Origin of the sequence: Propioniciclava coleopterorum (assembly GCF_011393335.1) — a bacterium.
Lineage (GTDB): Bacteria > Actinomycetota > Actinomycetes > Propionibacteriales > Propionibacteriaceae > Propioniciclava > Propioniciclava coleopterorum.
Window position 1 is genome coordinate 1,641,107 of record NZ_CP049865.1, and the last position, 19,136, is coordinate 1,660,242.

21 protein-coding genes and 1 pseudogene are annotated in these 19,136 nt (G+C 68.6%); 10 read left to right on the plus strand and 12 right to left on the minus strand.

Annotated features, from left to right (window positions below):
* Window positions 1-24: 24 nt before the first annotated feature.
* The 10 genes and pseudogenes from G7070_RS07945 to G7070_RS07990 all read right to left on the minus strand — a co-directional run bounded on the left by G7070_RS07945 (window position 25) and on the right by G7070_RS07990 (window position 7,363).
* Complete coding sequence (locus tag G7070_RS07945; protein WP_166233292.1) at window positions 25-810, minus strand: hypothetical protein; 786 nt, start codon at window positions 808-810, stop codon at window positions 25-27.
* On the minus strand, window positions 807-1,451 hold the full coding sequence (locus G7070_RS07950; RefSeq protein ID WP_166233293.1) for a response regulator transcription factor: 645 nt from the start codon (window positions 1,449-1,451) through the stop codon (window positions 807-809). Before G7070_RS07950 ends, G7070_RS07945 begins: the two co-directional genes overlap by 4 nt.
* Window positions 1,452-1,559: 108 nt before the next feature.
* Window positions 1,560-1,889, minus strand: a complete 330-nt coding sequence (locus G7070_RS07955) for a phospholipase D-like domain-containing protein (protein ID WP_166233294.1) — start codon at window positions 1,887-1,889, stop codon at window positions 1,560-1,562.
* The gene (locus G7070_RS07960) at window positions 1,796-2,998 is read right to left on the minus strand and encodes a phospholipase D-like domain-containing protein (RefSeq protein ID WP_166233295.1); all 1,203 of its coding nucleotides are present in this window, start codon (window positions 2,996-2,998) and stop codon (window positions 1,796-1,798) included. The genes G7070_RS07955 and G7070_RS07960 overlap by 94 nt, the downstream gene beginning before the upstream one ends.
* Window positions 2,999-3,026: 28 nt before the next feature.
* Entirely contained in the window at window positions 3,027-3,572 is a 546-nt protein-coding gene (locus tag G7070_RS07965; RefSeq protein WP_166233296.1) for an HdeD family acid-resistance protein, read from the minus strand.
* Between the two features lie 31 nt (window positions 3,573-3,603).
* Window positions 3,604-4,602: a YhjD/YihY/BrkB family envelope integrity protein gene (locus G7070_RS07970; protein ID WP_166233297.1), complete on the minus strand. Its 999-nt coding sequence runs from the start codon at window positions 4,600-4,602 to the stop codon at window positions 3,604-3,606.
* A 2-nt stretch (window positions 4,603-4,604) separates the two neighbouring features.
* On the minus strand, window positions 4,605-5,492 hold the full coding sequence (locus G7070_RS07975; protein WP_166233298.1) for a DMT family transporter: 888 nt from the start codon (window positions 5,490-5,492) through the stop codon (window positions 4,605-4,607).
* A 126-nt stretch (window positions 5,493-5,618) separates the two neighbouring features.
* Entirely contained in the window at window positions 5,619-5,789 is a 171-nt protein-coding gene (locus G7070_RS07980) for a hypothetical protein (RefSeq protein ID WP_166233299.1), read from the minus strand.
* Window positions 5,790-5,820: 31 nt separating this feature from the next.
* Window positions 5,821-6,834 (minus strand): annotated as a pseudogene (locus G7070_RS07985) (IS481 family transposase); the annotation flags it as partial.
* Between the two features lie 187 nt (window positions 6,835-7,021).
* Window positions 7,022-7,363 carry a hypothetical protein gene (locus G7070_RS07990; RefSeq protein WP_166233300.1) on the minus strand — a complete coding sequence of 114 codons (342 nt, stop codon included), beginning with the start codon at window positions 7,361-7,363 and terminating at the stop codon, window positions 7,022-7,024.
* Between the two features lie 267 nt (window positions 7,364-7,630).
* Between G7070_RS07990 and G7070_RS07995 the strand changes: the two genes are divergently transcribed.
* Entirely contained in the window at window positions 7,631-7,834 is a 204-nt protein-coding gene (locus tag G7070_RS07995) for a CopG family transcriptional regulator (RefSeq protein WP_166233301.1), read from the plus strand.
* Window positions 7,831-8,193, plus strand: a complete 363-nt coding sequence (locus tag G7070_RS08000; protein WP_166233302.1) for a type II toxin-antitoxin system death-on-curing family toxin — start codon at window positions 7,831-7,833, stop codon at window positions 8,191-8,193. Before G7070_RS07995 ends, G7070_RS08000 begins: the two co-directional genes overlap by 4 nt.
* 188 nt (window positions 8,194-8,381) lie before the next feature.
* On the opposite strand, the gene G7070_RS08005 is transcribed toward G7070_RS08000, so the two are convergent.
* Together G7070_RS08005 and G7070_RS08010 are read right to left on the minus strand one after the other, a co-directional pair.
* On the minus strand, window positions 8,382-8,927 hold the full coding sequence (locus G7070_RS08005) for a hypothetical protein (RefSeq protein ID WP_166233303.1): 546 nt from the start codon (window positions 8,925-8,927) through the stop codon (window positions 8,382-8,384).
* The gene (locus G7070_RS08010; RefSeq protein ID WP_166233304.1) at window positions 8,920-10,443 is read right to left on the minus strand and encodes an RNA-directed DNA polymerase; all 1,524 of its coding nucleotides are present in this window, start codon (window positions 10,441-10,443) and stop codon (window positions 8,920-8,922) included. Before G7070_RS08010 ends, G7070_RS08005 begins: the two co-directional genes overlap by 8 nt.
* A gap of 1,182 nt (window positions 10,444-11,625) precedes the next feature.
* Between G7070_RS08010 and G7070_RS08015 the strand changes: the two genes are divergently transcribed.
* The 8 genes from G7070_RS08015 to G7070_RS08050 all read left to right on the plus strand — a co-directional run bounded on the left by G7070_RS08015 (window position 11,626) and on the right by G7070_RS08050 (window position 19,128).
* On the plus strand, window positions 11,626-12,408 hold the full coding sequence (locus G7070_RS08015; RefSeq protein ID WP_166233305.1) for a hypothetical protein: 783 nt from the start codon (window positions 11,626-11,628) through the stop codon (window positions 12,406-12,408).
* 82 nt (window positions 12,409-12,490) lie between these two features.
* A complete protein-coding gene (locus G7070_RS08020) occupies window positions 12,491-12,685 on the plus strand; it encodes a hypothetical protein (protein ID WP_166233306.1) in 195 nt (64 codons plus the stop codon).
* 314 nt (window positions 12,686-12,999) lie between these two features.
* On the plus strand, window positions 13,000-13,527 hold the full coding sequence (locus G7070_RS08025; RefSeq protein ID WP_166233307.1) for a hypothetical protein: 528 nt from the start codon (window positions 13,000-13,002) through the stop codon (window positions 13,525-13,527).
* A gap of 27 nt (window positions 13,528-13,554) precedes the next feature.
* On the plus strand, window positions 13,555-13,806 hold the full coding sequence (locus G7070_RS08030; protein WP_206080024.1) for a hypothetical protein: 252 nt from the start codon (window positions 13,555-13,557) through the stop codon (window positions 13,804-13,806).
* 1 nt (window position 13,807) lies between these two features.
* Entirely contained in the window at window positions 13,808-14,605 is a 798-nt protein-coding gene (locus G7070_RS08035; RefSeq protein WP_166233308.1) for a hypothetical protein, read from the plus strand.
* Between the two features lie 9 nt (window positions 14,606-14,614).
* Entirely contained in the window at window positions 14,615-16,093 is a 1,479-nt protein-coding gene (locus G7070_RS08040) for an Asp23/Gls24 family envelope stress response protein (protein WP_166233309.1), read from the plus strand.
* Window positions 16,094-16,120: 27 nt separating this feature from the next.
* Entirely contained in the window at window positions 16,121-17,626 is a 1,506-nt protein-coding gene (locus G7070_RS08045; RefSeq protein ID WP_166233310.1) for an SCO6880 family protein, read from the plus strand.
* Entirely contained in the window at window positions 17,623-19,128 is a 1,506-nt protein-coding gene (locus G7070_RS08050) for an ATP-binding protein (protein ID WP_166233311.1), read from the plus strand. Before G7070_RS08045 ends, G7070_RS08050 begins: the two co-directional genes overlap by 4 nt.
* The last annotated feature ends 8 nt before the right edge of the window (window positions 19,129-19,136 follow it).

The following is a 19,136-nucleotide window of genomic DNA, read 5'->3' on the forward strand; positions in this document are numbered from 1 at the left end:
CGTCGATCGCGGCTGCGGCGGCGGTCAGCCGTGCGACCGCGGCCCGGCAGTCCTCGCCTCCTGGGGAGGGACGCGCCAGGGGGCGGCCAGGAGGGCGAGCGCCCCCTCGGCGCTGCCGCGGAGTTCCTGCGAGGGGGCGCCTCGCGTGCGCAGCGCGGCGGTCAATACCGACAGCACCTCGTCGTGCAACATCCGCGACACGTGCTCGCGGTGCTCCGCCTCGACGCGGGCCGTGGTCTGCCTGGCTTGTCCCTGCGCCGCGGCCCGGGCGGCCGACCGGGTGGCGATCATCTGCGCCCGGATCCCCACGAAGAGGGCGATGAAGCCGATGTTGCTCATGTGGACCGGCATCGCGGCCAGCACCACCTGCGGGATGCCGCCGGTGAACAACAAGGCGGACACCGGCACGAGGACGGCGATGACGAGGGTGCCGGCGGCCGCCACCCAGGGGGTCAGCCACAGCATCAGGTAGGCGCTGAGGGTGGCGTCGAAGGCCAGGATCCACGGAAGCTGCTGGGGATCCTGGGGACCCCGGTAGCCGAGGAAGGAGGTCAGCATCAGGATCATCCCCACCGTCGGGGCGGCCCGCCAGCAGACGGCGAGCACCCGATGGGACAGCGCCCATCCCGCCCCGGCCAGGAACAGCACGGTGGCGGCCAGCAGCCCGACCCCGACATGCCACCACATCGGGTAGTCGGCGCGGGCCACCAGGAAGAACGGCGCTTGACCGAGCAGCAGGACGGCGCCGCCCAGCGACATGATCCAGCCGATGCGGCGGTCGATCCGGTGGAGATCCTCCTGGTCGATCACGGGGCCGGGAAGTCGGCGTCCAGCAAACCGTCCTCGACGGCTCGGACGAACAGGTCGTGTTTGGTTCGGGCAGGGCGGCCGGACGCCGCGTACTTCTCACGGATACGCCGCACATGCTCGATGACGGTGGAGCGGGAGACGTAGAGGAGCGCCCCGACGCGCTCGGCCGTCTCGCCGGACGCGTAGAGCGCCAGTACCTCGGCTTCCCGCTCGGACAGGTGCGCCGAGACGAACGCCTGGTCGTCCTCCACGGCGGCCGCCCAGTCGGCCGAGGCGACGGTCTCTCCACGGCCCGCCGCATGCAGGGCCGCGAGGATCGCGCGCGTCCCTTCGCTCTTGCGGATCATGCCGATCGCGCCCGCCCGGGCCGCCTCGCGGATCAGGGCGGGCCGGTCGCCGCTGGTGAAGGCGAGCACGGGGACGCCCCGGTCGGTCAGGAACCGGATGTTGGAGGTGGGGGTGGACTGGTCGTCAAGATGCAGATCCAGCAGCACCAGGTCGAGGTCGGGGTCGTCCTTCATCAGGCCGCGCACCGTGGCGGCCGCGCACACGACCACCACCCCGGGGTCGGCGGCCAGGACCCCGGCTGTTCCGGCGATGACCACGGGATGGTCGTCGACGATTCCGACTCTGACCCTCACGGCGTCCTTTCGGTGCGCTCACGCACGGGCGCCCGCCTCATTATCGCCGACGGCACACCCCGGCGAGGACGCTTTCCGTGAGCCGCCCCCGAGGGGCGGTCACGCCGCTCACAGCAGGTTGGACAGCAACCTGGCCGCCGAGTTGCGCAGCCGGCGTCCCCGGCCCCACGCCTGCACGTCCGCCAGGGTGAGTTCGGTGCAGTCGCGGAGGTCGTCGAGGAAGATCTGCTCGTGCCGTGCGGCCACCTGCGGGTCGTACACCCAGACCATGAGTTCCTTGTTGATGCGCAGGCTGCGGACGTCGAGGTTGAGCGTCCCGACCGCGCAGGAGGTGCCGTCGATGGTCAGCGACTTGGCGTGGAAGAAGCCCTTGTCCCACTGCCAGATCCGCCCCCGGCCGCCAGGAACGGCTTGAAGAAGGACTCGGCCGCCCACCACGGGATCTTCTTGTCCAGCCATGCCGTCGTCATCAGGTCGACCCGGACGCCGCCGGCTGCGGCATTGACGAGGGCGTTCATGGTGCTCTCATCGGGCACGAAGTAGGGCGACTGCAGCCGGATGCTCTCCTTCGCCCCGGAGATCGCCAGCTGGTAGGAGCGGGTGAGGGCGTTCCAGGGGTCGTCGTAGCCCTGGTGCACGGTGTGTACCAGGATGTCCCCGGCGTCCAGCGTCGGGTCGGGGTAGTAGCGGGCGTCGAACAGGTCCTCGCCGTGTGCCTCGAGCCAGCGCATGTCGAACAGCTTCTCCAGGTCCGCCACGCCGGCGCCGGTGAGCCGCAGGCCGGTATCGCGCCACGCGGGGAACCGGGAGCCGCCGTCGATGTACTCCTGCGCGACATTGAAGCCGCCGGTGTGGCCGATCTCCGCGTCCACGACGGTGATCTTGCGATGGTTGCGGTAGTTGAGCCGGGCGAGCCCTGTCATGTCGGCCTTGACGATGGCGCCCGCCTCGGCGAGGCGCTTCATCTCGTCCTTGGGGTGCTTGAGGCAGCCCAGATAGTCGTTGAGGATCCGCACCTCGACGCCGGCCGCCAACCGATCCAGCAGCACTTCGGTGATGCGGGCCGTCAGCGCGTCCTGCTTCCAGATGAAGTAGCTGATGTGGATGAACCGCTGGGCTGCGGCCAGGTCGGCGATCAGCGCGTCGAAGTACTCCTGCCCGGTCACGTAGAAGTCGCAGGTGCGCACCGGCAGGGGCGGGGTGGCGATCTTCTGGTCGGCGAGGTGGACGTTGCGCTGCACCCATGGGCGGGGATCGTCGGCGACGGCCGCCTCAACGCGTTGTCGGTGCGGCGCGTAGACCGTGGGCATGAACCGGTCGACGGCCGCGTGAACGCGTCGGGTGACGGGGGAACGTTGGGTGATCTCGGGCCAGTTCCGGCCGAAGAAGAAGTAGATGACGAGCCCGAGCACCGGGAGCGCGATCAGGAGGAGCAGCCAGGCGAGCGCCGAGGTGGGGTTGCGGTCCTCGCTGACGATGAAGACCGCGACGCAGACCCAGTACGCCAGCAGGACCACGTCGAACAGCAGCCACCACGTCAATTCCATGGGATTCGCCTCGTCGAGGGGGCCGGGATCACGCGGCGCGGGTCGCTTCGACCTTCCGGATGCGGCCGACCGCGACGAGGGTGAGACCTTCCAGGATGGTCTGGATGGCGAGCAGGGTGCCCAGCAGGGTGACGGTGGCGGCACCCAGGTTGAACAGCACGAAGAAGCCCAGGCCCACCGAGATCAGGCCGCTGAGGAACATGACGATGCGCGAGCCGGGCTCGCGGAAGGCGAGCGCCATGCGGGTCAGGCCGCTGGCGAAGAACGCCATGCCCGCCATCAGGGTCAGCGCCACCGCGCCGATGATGGGGTTGCGCAGGATGAACAGGCCCATCACGGTGAGGAACGCGCCGCCCAGGACGGCGGAGAAGAACCCGCCCGACCGGATGCGGAACAGGGCGCCGATGAGCAGTGCGATGCCGGAGACCAGGTTGATCCAGCCGATCACCAGCACCTGGACGGCCGTGGCGAGAGCCGTGTTGCCCATCAGGGCGACGCCGGCGACCACGAGCAGCAGCCCGAGGATGACGTCCCAGGCGGTCCGCTTGGCGACGGGGGTGGTGGTGGAGGACATGTGTGTTCCTTTCAGTGCGCGCGCGGACAACCTATCGGGGGTCCGCGGGGGCCGGGATCACCCACTTCGGGTGACTACCGGCCAGGTCGGAGGGGTCAGGGGCGTCCTCGGGGTCCGGGGCGTAGGCGTCATTGGCGGGGTGGGTGGCGATCCAGGCGGCCACGACGAGCACGAGCCCGGCAAACATGTTGAGGAACAGCATGAGCACGATGACGCTGCCGAACACGGCGACGGCGGGGCCGTCGGCGAAGCCGCCCAGCAGGAAGCCTGCGGCGTAGTCCATCGCGGCGAGGCCGATGGCGCCGATGGACGCGCCCTGGACCCGCACGATGGTCGGAGGGCGGTTCTCCGGCATCACGGTGAACAGGAACCAGAACAGGGCGAAGGCGCCGCCGACGGTCACCAGGAGCGACACGACGATGGTCCCCACCTCGGGGGCCGGGACGCCGATCCAACTCAGGACCCCGGCCGTGAAGCGGCGCAGCACCGTCACCAGGCTGCTGGCGACGAAGGTGAGCGCGACGAGCAGGAACAGGCCGAACAGGATGCCGAGTTCCCGGCCGAGCCGCCAGAGGAAGCCCAGCATCTCGTGGCGCACGTCGACGACATCCACCTCGGGCTGGGCCTCGAAGGTGGGCCGCAACTGCATGCGGACGCCGATCTGCAGGTGCATCACCCATTTGGCGCCCGCCCACGCGGCACCGGCCAGGCCGACGAGGCCGACGGCCTGCCAACTGTGGAAGGCCTGGTCGATGATCGCGACGATCTGGTCGCCGAGAACCCCGCCGCCGTCGATGTCGAGGTTGGTGGCGAGCCAGCCTTGGACGCCCTCGGCGAAGTTGGGGCGCAGCAGGGTGGCGGTCAGACCCAGCGCCGCGAACGCCACCATGAGGATCGGCACCATGGACAGCACCGAGAAGTAGGTGATGGCCGCGGAGAACTGGACCCCGAAGCGTCCGAAAAAGCGCTGGGCGGCAAGGCTGGCGTGGTGCACGAAAGGCCACTCCATGGCGGCCTCGACCAGCTTCATGATCAAGAGGCCACCGGGGGCGAGACCTGGCTCTCGTTCCGGGACAGGAGCGCGACGCCGGACATGGACACCGCGGCGGCAGCGAGCATGAGGACGACCCCGAGCACGGTGTAGTTGACGCCCTCGCCCAGGACGGCGACACCGAAGATCACCGCGGCCAGCGGGCCGACCACGTTGACCGCGCCCACGACGGCCTCGGCCGACCCGGTGGCGTAGCCCTGCTGCACGAAGGCCGTGCCGATGAGGGCGCCCAGGATCACCAGCAGGGCGAGCACCCAGAACACGACCGATCCGCGCCAGTCGCCGCGGGCGGCGTACTCGCCCAGGGCCTTCACCACACCGGCCTCCAGGCCGAAGATCGCCGCCCCCGCCGACGCCCACAGGAAGCTGCGCAGGCGTTGGGGGCCGAAGCGTCCCAGCAGGGCGATGCCGCTGGCCAGGAGGTAACCGACGATGGTGCCCGCGATCAGCCCCGTCTCCACGAACTCCTCGTGGTCAGGGCCCTGCCAGATGGCCAGCAGCGCGAACGCGACCGTGCCGGCGCACGTGAGGGCGACGGCGGTCCACGTCGGGCCGCTCACTGGTGTGCGGTGCAGCCGGCTGGTCAGCAGCACCGTCCACGGGACGGCCAGCACGGCGAGCGGCTGGGTGATCGTCACCGGGGCGAGCAGGAGGGCCGCCACCGCGACCAGGGCGCCGACGCCGTTCGCGGCCAACCCCAGCCACCAGCGTGGCGAGCGGATCAGGGCCCGGAACTGGTCCCCCTTGAGTTCGCCGGTCGTGCCCGAGCCCTGTTCCCCGACGGCCTGATGCTGGACGGTGGCTGCGATCGCGATGAGGAGCGACGAGACCACCATCAGCGCGACGGCGAGGGGGATGTTCTGCGGCATGCGTGTTCCTTGTGACGACCGGACCGAGACGTTGAAGCGGGCACAGAACAGGGACTGTGCCGTGCCATGCTCCCAGGAAGGAGCGGGCGTCGGATCCCCCTACCGGGTGGATCCTCCCGCGGGACGTTAGCAGTTGCTGGGGCGTTGCCCCGCCTGCACCGCGTCCGTCCAGGCGAACAGGTCGTCGATCAGGGGGGCGCCCTCGGCGATGACGCCCATGTGCGTGCGTCCGGGGTACTCGTGGGTCTCGACGACGCGTCCGGCCGCGCACAGCCGCGCGCTCAGGGTGCGCTGCATCGTGATGGGGACGACCTCGTCGTCGGTGCCCTGTGTAGTTACTCATGACGTTGGTGACGCCCGTCTGGAGGCGTGAGGCTGGGGGCTGGTCACCGGCAGCGCTGTGGGGTCGATGGTAGTTGTAGTGCAGGTTCCAGGTCGCGATCGCTTGGCGTCGGTGTTCCTCGCTGGTCCAGGGGCGGGCGTAGAGCAGTTCGTTGGCCAGGGTCCGCTGGTATCGCTCGACCTTGCCGTTGTGGCGGGGCGTGTAGGACTTGGTTCGCTGATGGCGTGCGGCGAACGAGTAGACCGCGCGGGTGAAGTCCTTGGCGCGGTAGCAGGAGCCGTTGTCGGTCACGATCCGGGTGAACCGGGTGATGCCGTGGGCGGCGAACCAGACGCGGGCGCGGAAGAGGAACCCGATCGCGGTCTTCGCGGTCTCGTCTTGGAGGGCCTCGGTGTAGGCCAGTCGGGAGAACCCATCGACCGCGGAGTGGAGGTACACGTAGCCGGGTCGAGCGCCGCGTACTTTGGCCTTGGCGGTGGCCCTGGCTGCGGCGCGGGCTTGGTCTGAGTTGATGCCGTGGATGCGCCAGCCGCCGCCGTCGGGGATGCGGCCGACCTTCTTCACATCGATGTGGATCATGTGCCCGGGCCAGTGCGCGGTGATCTTGCCGTGCTTGCGGAGCGGTTGGCCGTCGACGTCGAGGTGGTCGAGTCGGTGCAGGCCGAGTTTGTGGAGCCAGCGGGTGACGGTCGCGACCGAGATGGTGATGTCGGTGGACGCGAGTTCGCGCACGATCCGGCGCGCTGACCACTTGTTCTTCCGCATCAGTGCGATCTGCTCGACCACAGCGGTCGGGGTCTGGGTCGGGCGACATCTGGGTGCACTCGAGCGATCGTGGAGGTCGGCTTCGCCGTGCTCGCGGTAGCGGGCCACCCACTTGGCCAGGCACTGGCGTGAGACGCCTGCTTCGGCGGCGATGTGGGCGATCGGGCGATGCTGACAGCGGAGCACCAGACGCAGGCGGCCTTCGGGGGTCAAGGGGGCATTACGGTGGGTCACAGGGCAGGTCCTTCGGATCGGCGACGGTTGTCTTGGTCGACTTCCATCTTTGCCGCCGGGGACCTGCCCGTCCCTCACCCATCGCCGGGTGACACCAACCTCATGAGCCGCAACAGCTAGCCTTGAGGTGAGGGGCCGGTGGCCGGTGTCTCCCGGGGGTGGGTTCAGACAGGCCGCCGGCTCCCTTTCATTCGCGTAGCCGCTTGCGTCTCCGGGCCACCGAAGCCGCTGTTCGACCCAACAGCTGGGCCGCCTGTCGAGCCGTCAGGTCGGGACGCAACACCAGCGCATCCTCTTCCGGGGTGAAGGTTCCCGATCGGGTCGCAGCCACACGATCCGCTGCCGCGGCAGCTCGAGCAGCAGCGTTGATCTTGTCCCGCTGCGTGTGGCTGTAGATCACCGCGCGACGGTTGTTCCGGTCCCGGTTCTCCTCCGCATACACACGGTCCCGAGCCACCGCAGCAGGGTTCCGGCGTCGCCACCGCTTCATCACCACCGCATGCACCGACCGGCCCACAAGCTCGGCCACCTCGACATCACTCGCAGGGCCGTCCAAGAGGGCAAGCTCGTCCGGAGTCCACCTCTGGCGACTCACAGCAACACCCGCCGGACGAACAGACGCACTGCACAGCGGACCACGGTCGGCTCCTCGGAATTGGGGGCGTCAGCCAGAAGAGACACCAACAGGGTAGGCCCATCAACGAGAACGCCGCGCGAGACTGGGTGCGAGCCAACACTGACCGTCAGTCGCTCATCGCGGCATGAGCGAGTGATACCAGACTGGTAGCATGGCGTCATGGCCATGACGTTGCGACTGGAACCCGAGGACGAGAAGGCACTCGCCCTGCTCGCCGAAGCAGAGGGCGTCAGCAAGCAGGAGGCGACCGTTCGAGCGATCCGCGAGGCCGCCGCTCGGCGCGTCCGCGAAGACAAGGTGAGCCGGCTCTCTGCAGCCGCACGCTCACGTTACGCCGACCTGCTGGACCGACTCGGCCAGTGATCGAGTACCTGTCCCTCGAGGACGTCCTGACCCTGGTCGACGACCTTGGTGTCGGCCCCCTCCGCGACATCGGCCTGCTCGACTCTGCGGTGCACCGACCTCGCGTCACTGTGTTCGGACGCGACGCCTACGCAGGCTTGGACACCAAGGCAGCGGTCCTGCTGGAATCAGTGGTCCGAAACCATGCCCTGGTTGACGGGAACAAGCGTCTGGGTTGGCTCGCCGTCGTGGTGTTCGACGGCCTCAACGACGTTGTTCTCGACGCGCCCGATGACGAGGCCTACGACCTCGCCATCGCCATGGCCAGCGGCGCGGTGTCCTACGAGCAGGCAGCATCCCTCCTGGCCTTCTGGCACTGACGAACCCGCACAGTCCGCGCGACCGGCGGCAGATCCGCGCGGTGACGTGGCTTCGCCGAAGACCCGATGCGGTACATGAAGACGAGTCCCACCGATCTAGGCGTCAAGCGTCACGACATCGGTAACGACCGGAGGCCGCGGGAGCACCGGGGTATCAGTCCCACGATGCTTATCCGTCGCCGGGGAATTCACCGTGTGGTTGCGTCCAGTTCTTGTACGCACTGCACGCACACTTCGGCGCAGGAGCGCACGGTGTTTCCATTGACCACGATGCGGTATCCGACCCGCTCGATCCGGGCGGCCATGAGCCGCGCGAAGATGCGCTGGTTACGCTGCGAGTCGGTAAGTTCTCCGCGCCTATGCATGATTGCGTTCCGGGCTTCATAAAAGCCTCTCATGAGTGTGAACGATGGGCAAGTACCCATGTCCTCTATGTCTGCATTGAAAGTGACCTTCCATGCCCGAGGCTTGTCACCCCAGGTCTTGATCTTCATGGGATTGCAGCCGGCCGCCAAGAGCATCTGCTCAGCGTAGTGCTCGACGATGCCCGCAATGTTCGCCACGGCCAACTGTGTCGCACGGTCTCCGTAACCCGAATTCCTACCGCCAAATCGGCCCACCGCGGTGGTCTTCACCGACTCTGCGCGAGTTGCGAGATAGTCCCGAGCGATTATGTGGATGTCGCCCACCGCCTCCTCCGCGAATTCGCTCAGTTCTCGCAGGGGGTCAGGCATCCTTCCGTCCCAACTCAAACGCCCACTTGATCCAATCATCTTCGACAAGAAGCGTCGCGGCTGCGGTGTCATCGGCAGGCGCTATTGCGCCGATAGCGCGAGCCACGAACGGACGTCCGGTATCGGTCATGGACTCATAGACCTGCATCAATCCCTTCACATCGGCGAGGCCCTTCTGTGCAACCGTGAACGCAATTCCAGCGATCACTGGCTCGGGACATGACGGATTGCCCCAGACCGATTCGAGCCAGCGTCGCTGGGAGGACCCCTCGGCGTAAGACCCGTCGACGGCCCGGAGGGCTGGGGCCACCCACCAAGCTTGCCAGGGTGTTAGGTACGGGTTCTCATTCAAGAAGTCCTCGAACCAGGCAATCGTCGCGACCGCGTCCGTCGTCTTGCCTAGATACTTCGCCACCAGCGGCGTGAGGTTCTGTTCCGTTCGGAGGATCTGACCGCACGCAGTCAGCAGTTGTTCATCGGTTTCCTTCCCTCGCAGCACAGACAGCGCCCAACGCAGCAGATCGGTGAGCGCCAGTCTCTTTTCCTGCTCCTTCTGGGTTAGCGTCTGTTCTGGGCTGGGAGATAGCATCTTCTCCTGAAGGCCGAGCCACTCGGCCACAACGTTTCGCGCTGCTCCGTCTGCCACGTCGTCCTCCGCCGGCTCGATAATGATCAGGTCGTAAGGAGTAATCACCACCTCGGTCAAGTCGACCTCGACCTCCTCGGAAATCTCTCGCAGCATCTCCTCTCTGCGGCTGGATACCGCCTTGTACGTCCCGCCCTTACGGATTACGGTCTTGAGGTCGTTGAGGGCGAGTCCCACGTCGCGGCACGCGCGTTCAAGGGCGTCAACGGCATTCAATGCGGCGCTCCATGAATCCACGGCGATTCGGAAATCGTCGTTGTATCGCCAAACCGTGAGTCCCTGTCGGAGGAGCCGTCGTTCGACGATGGACAGATATGCGTCAGCCAGCACGTCAGAGGACTCGGACTGCTGCGGCAGCCCGAACGATCTACCCATCAGACCGGCGAGCAGATCGGTCAAAGCCTCGACTGCATCGGCGTCGCCTGTTCGCGCAAGAACCTCGCGAGCCAGTATCCCGTGGTCGATGTACTCATAGCACGCAGTCACGTCAGATGACACAACATACTGAGGTGGCGAGATTAATCCCAAGGGCGCTTGGAGAAACTTTTCATACGCCCCTGATGAGCGATCCGGCTTGGGAAGAACATCAGTCCACCTGCGCACGAGTGAGCGGTATAGCACACGGTCCCGCACTGACAGTTCTGCCACCGGCCGCACCCCATGGCCACTCTTTCTTACAGTCACGATCTGACCTGGTATCGGCACGAACTCCCCCATACTACGGCGGCGGGCCCAATCAGCTGCACCCGCATGGATGAGAAGCCCCTCCATGCCTGGGTCTTCCGGGATAAGCCCACGACTGGCCCAGAACTCACACTGCAGCGCGTCGTCGAGTAGTTCAACGGTTAGCAGGCCGGGCGCGATCCTCATGCAGTGATCACACCACACAAGTCGGTTGAACAGGTCGAGTTCTGGACCCTCCATCTGCCGCCCGGTGTGCTGATCGAAGGCATCTGCGGACATCCGCCTCTGGGCATGTCCGCGAGATTGCGCGCAATAAGGCTGGGCGGAACGATGAACCCTCGAACACCTTGGCGGCGCGAGGAGCTTGCGCTGTTGGACTCGTGGTCCGGCATGGCCGCCGTGCTCGCACAGCTGCTTGGACGCTCGGTTCAGGCCATCCGCAATCAGATAAATAAAGCAGCGGGCGTACGCCCAAGGGAGGGGGGCGCGACTGGCGCACTTCCGCGGGCGCATCCAACGGGAGCAGCTCAATGCTGACGCCCGGGGCAGGGCAGCGGCAGCGCGAGCGGCCGCTACAAGTTTGGTCCGTCTGGGCCCGAAGAGGACGCAGTCGTCCTGCGAGTCGACCTTTCGATCGAACCGTCGCCACCAAGATCGGCCGGACGCCCGACTCGGTCTGCAATCGGCGTCGACTGCTGCTCAGCCGGGTGGATCCCGGTGGTGAACGGACCTGACCGAGGTCACAGTTGGTCTCGTCGGTGAACAGGTAGACGGTGCCAGCCGTCTGGTCGTTTGCCTTCGCGATGCGGCCGTTCCTCAGCGGCCATAGGTTCGGTGCTCTCCGGCTGCTGCGCCCGAGGTCGGACTCGGACATCTCCTGTCGGACAGCCCAGGGCTGGGGTAGTCGGTCACCAACAACGCGGTCACAACGCTCCTCGCTGTACGGAGGCGCACCGTTGTGCCGTCCATGGACCCAGGTTCACCAAAGTAGGCGCTGCGGCCGTGGGGAGAGTCGGGACCCCGGGGACCTTCCCTGCGGCGATGTCCGACGATTGTCCCCTTTGTCGCCGACCATTGTGCCCGATAACGGACGGCGGCTTTTCGTGACCTCTGGTTGTCCGCAGAATCTGCCGCTCGCGGGGACATGGAAGGTGACACCCCTCAGTTCCCTGGGCGTCCAGCCCGACTTGGGGGACATGGGGGGACATCGCAGGGACATCCTCTGACAAGGGGGAACAACTCTCCGCGTCAAGGGGGCAGCCCGATTCTGTGGATGGAAATGCCGGTAGCACCGGTTCTGGGGACAACTCGTGGTACATCGATTTGATCCCTTTTCGTTGTGTTCATCCGCAACGGAAAGGTCTGATCATGAGCGTCGAATCCGAATTGGGTCTCGTCAGCAACCTGGAATCAACGATCGTCGCAGCGTGGCCGTCTTGGTCGATCGCCCAGCCCGTCCTCAACTTGGTGGACGACCCCCGCCGGCTGCGGGAGTGGCTGCAGGAAGCGGACCCCGCAGACGCCGACGACGTGGTGTACGGGATCGCCTGGTTGGCCTCGACCGAGGGTGGTCGCGACTGCGAGGCCGCGCAGACGTTGGCGTGGCTGCTGGTGCCCGGATCCGCTTTCCTTGCCAGCCGACTGCGGACCCTGTCGGTCGACATCGACCATGTGGTCGCCGCCGAACTGTGGCTGCTGGTGTGCACGTTCCCGCTGCAACGCCGCAAGGTGATCAGCAACCTGATGTGGGACCTGCGCGCCAACGTGTTGGCCGCCTGCGAAGCCCCCGCGACCCTGCAACGCAAAGACCCCACCTGGTACGCCACGGTCGCTTTCGCCGACAGCGACCTGATGGCCGCGATCGTCGACGAGCCTGACCCCTCGTCCTTCGACGAGTTGGTGGGCGTCCTGGACTGGGCGTGCGACCACCACGTCATCGCGGCCGCGGACCGGGAGCTGGTGCTGATGCTGGTGGAGGCCTCCCAGCATCTACGACTGCGGCAGACCCCCAGTCATGGCCTGCTCGGCAATGACGCGACCACCACCGTCGCCGCCTTGCTCGGCGTGTGCGACCGCACGGTCCGTCGCCGCTTCCGCCGCACGATTCGCGCCCTGACCGAGGCGGCACCCGCCTACACCCGTGCCGCCTGAGGCTCCTCCGCCGGATTCCCTGCAACCAGGTGTCCGTGGACGGCGTCCTTTCTCACTTCTGGAGGGTGAGGTGAATGTGCACATGACCAAGGACCTGAGGGCAACAGCGCGGCTGTTCGACGTCGCCAACACCGACGAAGAGGTGATCGACAGCCTGGAGCGGCTGCTCGACACCCTGAAGCGAGCGCGACAGGCGAAGGCCGAGCTGGCCGGGCTGCCGCCGGCCGAACTACGCGCGACGTTGATGTTCCGCGCCAACCGGCGGGCGTCCCGATGACCGCCCAGACGACCCGGCCGGTCGGGGTGGAGGAACTCCTCCGCGCTTGGCACGCCGTCCAGGACGGCGCCTTCCGTCACCCAGCCCGGCCACAGGCCGTCGCCCCGGCGGCTCCGCCACTCGCCACGGTTGGAACGCCGAAGCCCGCTGAGCGTTGGACGCCAGCGTCCGGCGAGTTGGTCGTGCCGGTCTTGGGCGCGGCGGGATCGTGCGGCGCGACCACGGTGGCGCTAGCCCTGGCGACAGTGGTCGAAGGGCGAGCGCGGGTGGTGGAGTGCGCGTCGGCGTCGACGAGTGGGCTCGCCGCCGCCAGCATGACTGAACTCGGTGTCGACGACCACGGCTGGGTCCACGGCGCCCGCGACCAAGTCCGTCTCGACCGGGCGGCCGGCGTCCGCACACACCCGGACGCCGTCCCGACACCCTCGCCGATCGACACCCCGGTCGTCACGGTCATCGACGTCGGCTGCCCAGTCGAGCGGCTCCTGGACGGGCACGACTGGCTGACCAGCCTGCTCATCGACGCAGGCTCGGTCGTGGTCGTGGCTCGGGCCACGATCCCGGGCTTGCGGCGCCTCGAGTCGACCCTGCACCTGCTGGACGCCGAGCGCACGATCGCGGCAGTCCTGGGTCAGCCGCGCCGCCGCTGGTCCCGCGCGGTGGCCCACGGTATTGGGGGTCTGACCGCGGCGTTGGTCGCCGACGGTCGCCTCGTCGAGATCCCTGAGGACCGAACCCTCGCCCTCCACGGCCTCACCCCGGCCCCGTTGCCCGCCAGGTTGCTCACCGCCGCCGGCGTGCTGCTCTCACTGATCGAAGGGAACCCCCACCATGCCCGCTGACTTCACCCTGCTGCTGCCGCTCGAGGTGTGCCCGGTCGCCCCGGGGACGCCCAGAAGTACATCGACCAGATCACCGGCTACGTCTTGTGGGGCGTCGGCGTCCTGTTTCTGCTGGCCATCGTCGTCGGGGTCGGCGCCATCGTGGCCGGCAGGTTGTTCTCAATGCCGCACGCCTCCCGGGTCGGGGTCATCTCCGTGGTCGTGGTGTTCGTCGCCGCGATCGCCTACCTCATCCTGCCGGGCATGCTCACCGGCCTCCTTGGCGTCGGGTGCATCTGACATGACCCAGCGCGAGATGGGCACGTGGCCCCGTTGGAAGCTGTACGTCTTGGTCGTCGCTGCCCTGATCAGCGCGATGGCCTTGTGCTTCGGTCTCGGCCTCGCCCTGTGGGCGATGATCCTCCCGGCTAGGGTCCCCCCGGCACCGGTGACCCCGGTGCCGGCCTCCGGCGAACTCCGCGGCGATGCCTGGCGCGACCAGCTCGCCGCCCAACCGATGCTGCAGGTCCCGGGGGCCGCGGCGTCCAACTCCGGGGTCTCGACGAAGTTGGCGCCGGTCCTGCTGGTCCCGGCCGCGGACGCCGTCGGCCCGGCCGGCGTGCCCACTGGGTTCCCGCACACCCCCGGGGGCGCGGTCGCCCAACTCGCCGCGATCGAGGTGACGGTCCTCGAGGCGATGAGCATCCCCACCGCCCATGATGTTCACGCCGCCTGGTCCCTGCCCAACGGGGTGAGCCCCGCGGAGTGGGCGATGACCCGCAACGTGCAGTCGTTCCTCACCACCCTCGGCGATCAGGGCAACGCCAAGGACGACAGTGTCCTGGTCAGCGCCACCCCGGCCGCCGGACAGATCAAGGGCACTGACGGACCCGATTGGGTTCTCGCCTGCGTCCTGCTCGACGTCCGCGCCGCGGTCGCAGCCACCGCCCGGATCGGATACGGCCACTGCGAGCGCATGGGCTGGCACGAGGGCCGCTGGCAGATCGCCCCCGGCACACCACCGGCCAAGGCTCCCTCCACGTGGCCCGGCTCCGACCTCGCACTCCAAGCCGGGTGGCGCACCTGGCAGACCACCTGAGGTACAACCGTGGGTGACCTGTTGAACCCCTTCGGGGCACTTGCCTCGGCCGCCGGAAAGGTCGTCGCCGACGCGTGGACCGCCGCGATGTTGGGCCTGTGGAACGCCGGCCTGTGGCTGCTCCGACTCGCCCTCACCTTCCTGGACTTCCTGCTCACCCCGGATCTGTCTGAGGACGGGCCCGGCGCGTGGCTGTACCAAGTCATGTTCTGGATCGCCGCCGCCTTGCTCGTGATCATGCTGCTGGTCCAACTCGGGGTCGCCGTCGCCAAGCGTGACGGCCAGGGCCTCGCCCGGGTCGCGCTCGGCCTGGGCCAATTCGTGGTCGTGTGGGCCGGCTGGATCGCCTACGGCGTCACCATCGTCACTGCCGCCGGCGGCCTCACCCGCGCCCTCATGCAAGGACTGCTCAATGTCACCAGCTGGACCGCCTGGCAACCTTGGGAACCCTTCACCCCCGCCGACATCACTGACGGCACTGTGGCCACCGTTCTCGGCCTCATGGGCCTGCTGCTCTGGCTGGCCGCCATCGGCCACTTCCTGATCATGCTGGTCCGCTCCGCCGCGCTGATGGTGCTGGTGGCCACCACCCCGATCGCGGCGGCCGGCCTGGTCTCCGAAGCAGGCAGGTCTTGGTTCTGGAAGAGCCTGCGCTGGTTCCACGCGGCCGCCCTCTCCCCGGTGGTGATGGTCCTGGTACTCGGCGTCGGCGTCCAATACACCACCGGCGTCGCCAACGGCCTCACCGGCGTCCAGGGCGCCATCGGCACCGCCATCCCCGGCGTCCTGCTCATCTGCATCGCCACCATCTCCCCGCTCGCCCTGTTCAAACTGCTCGCCTTCGTCGACCCCGCCACCACATCGGGAGCCTCCCTGCGGACATCCATGGCCGCCGTGGGCGGACTCCAAGGGCTCCTCACCGGCAGCGCCGGCAGCGGTGGTGGCGGGAGGGCGGCCGCCACCGACGAGCAAGGGCGCAGTGCCGGGGAAGACAGCGCGGGGGACGCCACCACCGGACGCTTCAACACCGCTGTCGCGGGTGGGCTCAGTCAACTGGGACCGATCGGCCAAGTAGCGTCCACCGGCTTGGGCCTGATCGCTGGCCTGGGCGCCGCCGGCGCCGCCCTCGGAGCCGACCTCACCAACCAGATGGGAGTCGGCCACAACACCTACCCGCCCGACTTCAGCCGCGCCGGACGCCGCGCCACCCACGACCGCCAGCAGTCCAGCGACCCCGGCGGCGACCCAACCCCGAACAACACCGGAGACCCGAACGACTCGGGACCAACCCCGGACGCCGACCCACCCGTCGGCGGCGGTTCGGACGCCACCCCCTTCGCGTCCCCGTCCATCAACGGCGGCACCGGCCAGCCCCCGACCTCACCCGCCCCCGCGGCTCCCGCCGCTGGCACCGGAGCCGCACCAGCAGGCGCCGGCGTCGCGGCCGGTCAGGTCAGCGCCAGCGAAGCCGCCGTCCTCGTCATCTGACCCCCCAACCTGGAAGGAGCACCCCCTGTGGCTGTCTACTCCGACTACGCCAAGGACCGCATCGGCTGGTTCTTCGGCCTCACCGGCTGGCAACTCGGCACCCTCGCCCTGACAAGCCTGCCCGTGTTCTGGGCGATCAACACCCAACACTGGCCCCTGGTTGGCACCCTCGCCCTGGGCTGGGCGCTCCTCGCCGTCCTCGTGGTCGTCCCGGTTCGCGGCCGCTCCGCAACCGGCTGGCTGCTGGCCACCGGCAAGTACGCGGTCGGCACCCTGACCGGCTGGACCCGGTTCCGATCCCGCGCCGCGGCCGGTCGCGCCGAGGACCTCGCCCAGGCCGACCTGCCCGGCGTCCTCGCAGGCATCACCATCCACGACGGCCCACCGCAGGGACCCACCCTCGCCCGCGCCGCAATCATCCAGGACAAGGCGGCCCGCACCTGGGCGGTCACCTGCTCGATCACCCACCCCGGCATCGGACTCGCCGACGCAGACTCACGAGCCCGGCAGGGCGCCGGGCTCGCCGACCTCCTCGACGTGTGCGCCCGTACCGAACTCATCGACGAACTCCTGATCCTCGTCCGAACCGTCCCCGACGACGGCGCCGAACGCGACCTGTGGATCCGCCAGCACCGCCGTCCCACCAGCCCACCGCTGGCCACCCAAGTGAACGACGACCTGGCCGCCACCCTGGCCCGCGCGTCGGTCCGCACCGAAGCGTTCGTCACGATCGTGGTCCCCGAAACCAGACTCGGTCGGGAGGCCAGGGAGGCCGGCGGCGGCCTCGAGGGCCGAGCCCGCGTTCTCTACTCGCTGATGGGCGAGGTTGAAGCCCAACTCCGCGGCGGGCTGAATGCCACCGACGTCACCTGGCTCACCAGCCCGCAGCTCGCGCTCGCGGTCCGCACCGGGTTCGCCCCCGGCGACCGCGCCGGCATCATCGAGGCCCTCGCCGAACGCGAGACGAACCCGGCAGTGAACGCGGACATCCCCTGGGCGCACGCCGGACCCTCCGGCGCCGACCCCGCCCCCCGGCACTACTCCCACGACGCCTGGAACTCGGTCTCGGCAACGATCAAGCTGCCCGACAAGGGCGCCGCCCTCGGCGCGCTCGCCCCCGTCCTGGTGCCCAACGAACCCGGCGAACGCCGCAGCCTGGCGGTCGCGTTCCCGCTGCTGCGGCAGACCACCGCCGACCGGCAGTCCGCCAACGCCGAGTGGGCCGCCGACATGGGCGCCAGCCTCCGCGCCAAGGCCGGAGTCAAGATGCGCGCCCGCCAACGCGCGGACGCCGCCAAGACCTACCACCTCGACGACAAGCTCGCCCGCGGCCACGCCCTCACCCGCCCCCACGCCGTCGCCACCGTCACCGTCGCCAAGACCACCCGCATCAGCGAGTACGGCCGCAAATTGGACGCCGCCATCCGCCGCGCAGGCTACGCCCCGCTCCGCCTCGACCTCGCCCAGGACGCCGCCTTCGCGGCCTCCAGCATCCCCCTCGGCGTCAGCCTCACCCGCCGGAGCGACGCATGAACGCCGCCCGCGGGCGTGACACCGCCCACCTGCTCGCCGACTTCGGCCACCAACTCCCCACCCTCCACAAGCCCGCGCCACCGGCGCGGGAGGCACGATTGTTCCCACCCACCCCACGCCATGGCGTCCGACAACGCGGACGCGGCTGGGCGCCGGCGTCCGCGCCGGTGTCGGTGTGGCGGATGACCTCCGACCAAGCGCCGGTGCTCTGGCCGCTGATCGCCGCCCCCGGCCTGCCACCCACCGGCGCCCAGATGGGCATCGACCACCTGTCCGGGGGCTCGTTCTACGCCGACCCAAACGGGTGGGTCCTCGACGATGCCATCCCCGTCACCAACCCCAACATCTTCGCGTTCGGAAAACCCGGACGCGGGAAGTCCGGCACAGTGAAGGCCTTCTGCCTCCGGATGATGGACTTCGGCTACCGCACCCTGATCCTCGGCGACCCCAAGGACGAGTACGAGAAGCTCTGCCGCGCGTTGGGCGTCCAGCCCTTCGCCATCGGTCACGGGCTCGGCGCCCGCATCAACCCCCTCGCCTTCGGACCGCTGGCCCAAGGCTGGGCCGACCTCCCGACCGCCGAAGCCCAACGCCGCGCGGCGATCGTGTTCGGGCGCTGGCTCACCCTCGTCCGCGGCCTCGTCGGCTCCCAACGCCTCGGCGATGCCCACGTTCCCTTCGGCCCCACCGACGAAGTCGTCGTCAAGACCGCCCTCGCGCACCTCACCGGCTACACCGCCGGCAACACCCGGCTGACCGAGACCACCATCCCGCAGCTGTGGCGCCTCCTCGACCAACCCACCGCGGAACTCGTCACGGAATGCCGGTATGCCACCGAACGCCAGTTCCTCGACGAGACCCGTCTGCTGCGGGACGCCCTGGGCCAGCTCGTGTCCGGGGCGCTGGCCGGGCTGTTCGACGACCACACCACCATCGCCGTCGACTGGACCGCCCCGATCCAGTCCCTGTCGCTGTCGCGACTCGAGGCCCTCGGCGACGAAGCCATCGGGATCGCGCTCACCTGCCTCAACAGCTGGGGACGCGGCATGCGTGAACTGGCCATGCCCGGTGACCTGCGGATCGTGGTCCGCGACGAATCCTGGAAACAACTGCGCCTGGGGCCGGACGCCGTCAAGAGCTTCGACGCCGACCTGCGACTCTCCCGCCGCGACGGCGACATCCAGTTCGCCGTCGCCCACAAACCCTCCGACCTGCTCTCGGCCGGGGACGCAGACTCCCAAGCCACCGCGATCGCCAAAGACCTGCTGCACCTGGCCGACATCAAGATCCTCCACGGCCAAGACCAAGCGGTCGGCGAAGAACTCGAACGGCTCCTTGGCCTGGGACCCATCGCCCAAGACCTCGTCACCGGCTGGGCCATGCACGGCAAAGGACGCGCCCTGTGGTGCGTCGGCGACCGCCAGTACAAGGTGGCGACCCTCCTGCATCCCGCCGAGGCCGCCCTCGCGTACACCAACGACGCGCTTGATTCAGCCCGGTAGGCCCGACC

What these genes read in the sequence shown, in the direction of transcription:
- G7070_RS07960 (WP_166233295.1), bottom strand. Translation starts at nt 2,998, where the DNA reads ATGGAATTGACGTGGTGGCTGCTGTTCGACGTGGTCCTGCTGGCGTAC.
- G7070_RS07965 (WP_166233296.1), bottom strand. Translation starts at nt 3,572, where the DNA reads ATGTCCTCCACCACCACCCCCGTCGCCAAGCGGACCGCCTGGGACGTC.
- G7070_RS07970 (WP_166233297.1), bottom strand. Translation starts at nt 4,602, where the DNA reads ATGAAGCTGGTCGAGGCCGCCATGGAGTGGCCTTTCGTGCACCACGCC.
- G7070_RS07975 (WP_166233298.1), bottom strand. Translation starts at nt 5,492, where the DNA reads ATGCCGCAGAACATCCCCCTCGCCGTCGCGCTGATGGTGGTCTCGTCG.
- G7070_RS07980 (WP_166233299.1), bottom strand. Translation starts at nt 5,789, where the DNA reads ATGCAGCGCACCCTGAGCGCGCGGCTGTGCGCGGCCGGACGCGTCGTC.
- G7070_RS07995 (WP_166233301.1), top strand. Translation starts at nt 7,631, where the DNA reads ATGGCCATGACGTTGCGACTGGAACCCGAGGACGAGAAGGCACTCGCC.
- G7070_RS08005 (WP_166233303.1), bottom strand. Translation starts at nt 8,927, where the DNA reads ATGCCTGACCCCCTGCGAGAACTGAGCGAATTCGCGGAGGAGGCGGTG.
- G7070_RS08010 (WP_166233304.1), bottom strand. Translation starts at nt 10,443, where the DNA reads ATGAGGATCGCGCCCGGCCTGCTAACCGTTGAACTACTCGACGACGCG.
- G7070_RS08015 (WP_166233305.1), top strand. Translation starts at nt 11,626, where the DNA reads ATGAGCGTCGAATCCGAATTGGGTCTCGTCAGCAACCTGGAATCAACG.
- G7070_RS08020 (WP_166233306.1), top strand. Translation starts at nt 12,491, where the DNA reads ATGACCAAGGACCTGAGGGCAACAGCGCGGCTGTTCGACGTCGCCAAC.
- G7070_RS08025 (WP_166233307.1), top strand. Translation starts at nt 13,000, where the DNA reads ATGACTGAACTCGGTGTCGACGACCACGGCTGGGTCCACGGCGCCCGC.
- G7070_RS08035 (WP_166233308.1), top strand. Translation starts at nt 13,808, where the DNA reads ATGACCCAGCGCGAGATGGGCACGTGGCCCCGTTGGAAGCTGTACGTC.
- G7070_RS08050 (WP_166233311.1), top strand. Translation starts at nt 17,623, where the DNA reads ATGAACGCCGCCCGCGGGCGTGACACCGCCCACCTGCTCGCCGACTTC.